The organism is Streptomyces albidochromogenes (assembly GCF_005981925.1).
In the GTDB taxonomy this organism is placed as follows: domain Bacteria; phylum Actinomycetota; class Actinomycetes; order Streptomycetales; family Streptomycetaceae; genus Streptomyces; species Streptomyces albidochromogenes.
Window position 1 is genome coordinate 1 of sequence record NZ_VBVX01000471.1, and the last position, 3,496, is coordinate 3,496.

Annotated in this window: 1 protein-coding gene; it reads left to right on the forward strand. The window is 75.1% G+C overall.

The features are described from left to right. Positions 1 to 3,496 (forward strand): beta-ketoacyl synthase N-terminal-like domain-containing protein (locus E2E34_RS32600; protein WP_208765403.1); only part of this gene is annotated, 3,496 nt, incomplete at both ends.

Below are 3,496 nucleotides of genomic sequence, written 5' to 3' on the forward strand. Positions count from 1 at the left end.
CCCTCCCCGGCCCGCGCAGGCACCCGGCCGCCGGTCGCGACGCGGACGTCGCGATCGTCGCGGTGTCCGGCGACCTCCCGGGCGCGGTCGGCGGCGCCGCGCGGCTGTGGCCCCTCCTCCGCTCCGGCGGCCACGCGTTCACCGAGGTGCCGGCAGAACGCTGGGACGTCGACGCCCACTTCGAGCCGCGCGGCCCCCGCATGACGGGCACGTACTGCCGCACCGGTGCCTTCGTCACCGGCATCGACCGCTTCGACCCCGGCTTCTTCGGCATCTCGGTACGCGAGGCCGAGGAGATGGACGTCCAGCAGAAGCTGCTGCTGGAACACGCCTGGGCGGTCCGCGACGAGAGCGGCCTGGCCGGCCGCCGCGACATCGGCGTCTTCGTCGGCGCCACCTACACCCACCACCGCGACGCGCGCGGGCTGGAGACCGTCGGGCCGCACACCGCCCTCGGCTCCATGAACGCGGTCCTGGCCAACCGGATCTCGTACGCGCTCGACCTGACCGGCCCCTCGCAGACGGTCGACACCCTGTGCTCGTCGTCCCTCGTCGCCGTCCAGCAGGCGGTCGCCGCGCTGCGGGCGGGCCACTGCGGCGCCGCCGTCGTGGCGGCCTGCCAGGTCGGCCTGACACCCTGGTACTACCGCAGCCTGAGCCAACTCGGCGCGCTGTCCGAGACCTTGCCCCGGCCCTTCGACGAGCGGGCCGACGGCTTCCTCCCCGGCGAAGGCGCGCTGGCCGTGATGCTGAAGCCGCTGGCCGAGGCCGAACGGGACGGCGACCGGATCTGGGGCGTCATCCGCGGTACGGCCGTCAACCACGGAGGGCGCGGAAGCGCCCTGTCGGTGCCCCGCAGCGAGGCCCAGGCCGCGGTCGTCCGGGCGGCTCTGGACGACGCCGGACTGGCGCCGGCGGACATCTCCCTGATCGAGACGCACGGCACGGCGACCCGGCTCGGCGACCCGATCGAGATCGCCGCGCTGACCGAGGTGTTCGGCGGCGACCCGGACCGGGTCGATCCGTGCCGCATCGGGACCGTCAAGAGCAACATCGGGCACCTGGAGCCCGCGGCCGGACTCGCCGGCCTGCTGAAGGTTCTGCTGTGCCTGCGGCATCAGGAGATCCCGCCCGTCGCCGGGTTCGAGACGGCCAGCAGCCACCTGGACCTGTCCACCGGGCTGTTCGAGATACCGGTCGAGCCGCAGCCGTGGAAGTCCGACGGGCCGCGCCGGGCGGGAGTCAGCTCCTTCGGCATGGGCGGGACCAACGCGCACATCGTCGTGGAGGAGTACGTCGGTGAGGGCGTGCGGGAGGCGCTTCGCGAGGACGCGCGGCCGGCCGACGCGCCGGACGAGCACCTGCTGGTCCTGTCCGCCCACACCCCGCAGGCCCTGCTGCGGCGCGTGGAGGACGTGCGGCCGCTGCTGGCGCGGGAGACCGCGCCGGGGCTGAGCGCGCTGTGCCGTTCCAGCGCCGTCGGGCGCGACCACCGGGCGTACCGGGTGGCGGTGCTGGGCTCCACGGCCGACGAGCTGAGCGCCGGGCTCACCCGGGCCCTGCGCCTGGCGGACCGGGCGCCGGGGACCGTCGTACGAGGCGGCACGGTACTGGAGAGCCGGTCGACCGGACTGAGTGACACCGCGTTCCGCTACGCCGGCGGCGCGGACATCGACTGGGCCACGGTGTACCCGGACCCGCCGACGCCCCGCCGCGCCCTGCCGCCCTACCCGTTCGGGGTGAGCCCCGCCGTGCGGCCGGTGACGGTCGCCGAGGACGTGGACGAGGCCGTACGGCGACTCTCGCGCGCCCACCGGGTGTTCGGTGACGCAACCGTGCCCGGCGCCGTGCCCGTTGCCCTCGGGCTGCGGTCGAGCGGCGTCCTGCGCCGGGTCACCTTCACCGGCCGGGGGACCGGGGCCCACCCCCTCACCAGCGACCTGGACGACCCCGCCCGCAGCGGGCCGGCCACCTTCCGCCACGCCGACCAGGTGATCGCGCGGATCACCACCGCCGACGCCCCGCCCGGAGCGGCGCCCGCCGCACAGGACGTCGACGCGCTGCGGGCCGGCCTCGGCCGGACGCTGGAACCGGCGGGACTCTACGCCTGGTTCGCGGCGAAGGGCATGGAGTTGTCCGAGCCGCTGCGGTCCCTCACCGAAGTCCACTACGGGCCCGGCCGGGTGCTCGCGCGGGTCGACCTCCCGGGCGACGGCCCGCTGGACGCCGAGGCGGTGGCACTCGACGCCGCGCTGCAGACCATGGCCGTACTCACGCTGGCGGACCCCGCCGCCCCCTCGGCCACGTACCTGCCGGTCTCCATCGGCCGGGCGGTGCGCTGGGACGACTCGGCGCGGACGGCGTTCGTGCTGCTCGACGGGACCGAACCGGCGAGCAACGGCACCCGGCGCGGGGCCGCGACCCTGCTCGCCGCCGACGGCCGGGTGCTGGTCCGGCTCGACGACGTCGAGTACCGGACGGTGACCCGGGACGGAGGCTCTCCGTCCGCTGCCGTCCACCGTGCGCCGCGGGCCCGGGCGGCCGAGGCGGCGATCGTCGAGGTGGTGCGCGACGCCCTCCACGACCCGGGCATCACGCCGACCACGTCGTTGTCCGCGGCGGGCCTCGACTCCATGCTGGCGACCACCATCGCGGTCGACATCGAGGAGACGTACGGGGTGGAGCTGAGCCCCACGGACGTCCTGGACGCCGCGGACTGCCGCACTCTGGCCGCCCACGTCGCCGAGCTGGCCGCCGACGGGGTGTTCACCCCGACCGCAGCCGACCGGACACCCACCGGCCCGGCCGCGACCGACCGAACACCCGCAGCCGACCGGACATCCACCGACCCGATGGCAGCCGACCCGGCACCGGCCGACCACCGGGCCGCAGACCAAGGCGGCCGGCCGGCGGCCCAGGTCACGGCCCACGACGCGGCCCCCGAGGCCATCGCGGCCGCGCAGGACATGGCGGTCATCGGCCTGGCCCTGGCACTCCCGGGCGCCCCGGACGAGGCAGGGCTGTGGTCGCTGCTCGCCGGCTCGGGGGACGGGATCCGCCCGGCCCCCGCCCACCGCTGGGGCCGGTATGCCGACGGGCAGGAGCCAGACGTCGGCGGATTCCTGGACAACGTGGAGGAGTTCGACGCCCGGTTCTTCGATTTCTTCCCCAAGCAGGCCGAGGTCCTCGACCCGCAGGCCCGCTGGCTGCTGCGCACGACCTGGGAGGCACTGGAGTCGGCCGGCCTGCCGCCGCGCCAACTGTCTCCCTCCACCGGCGTGTTCGTGGGCGCCAGTTACCAGCACTACAAGGACTACAACCTCGATCCGGAGCTGGACGCCCCCAGCGGCCTCGGCAACCACAACGCCTTCCTGGCGAACCGGGTGAGTTACTTCCTGGATCTGCGCGGGCCGAGCATGACGATCGACACGTTGTGCTCGTCGTCCCTGGTCGCCCTGCACACGGCGGTGCGCAGCATCCGTGACGGCGAGTGCGA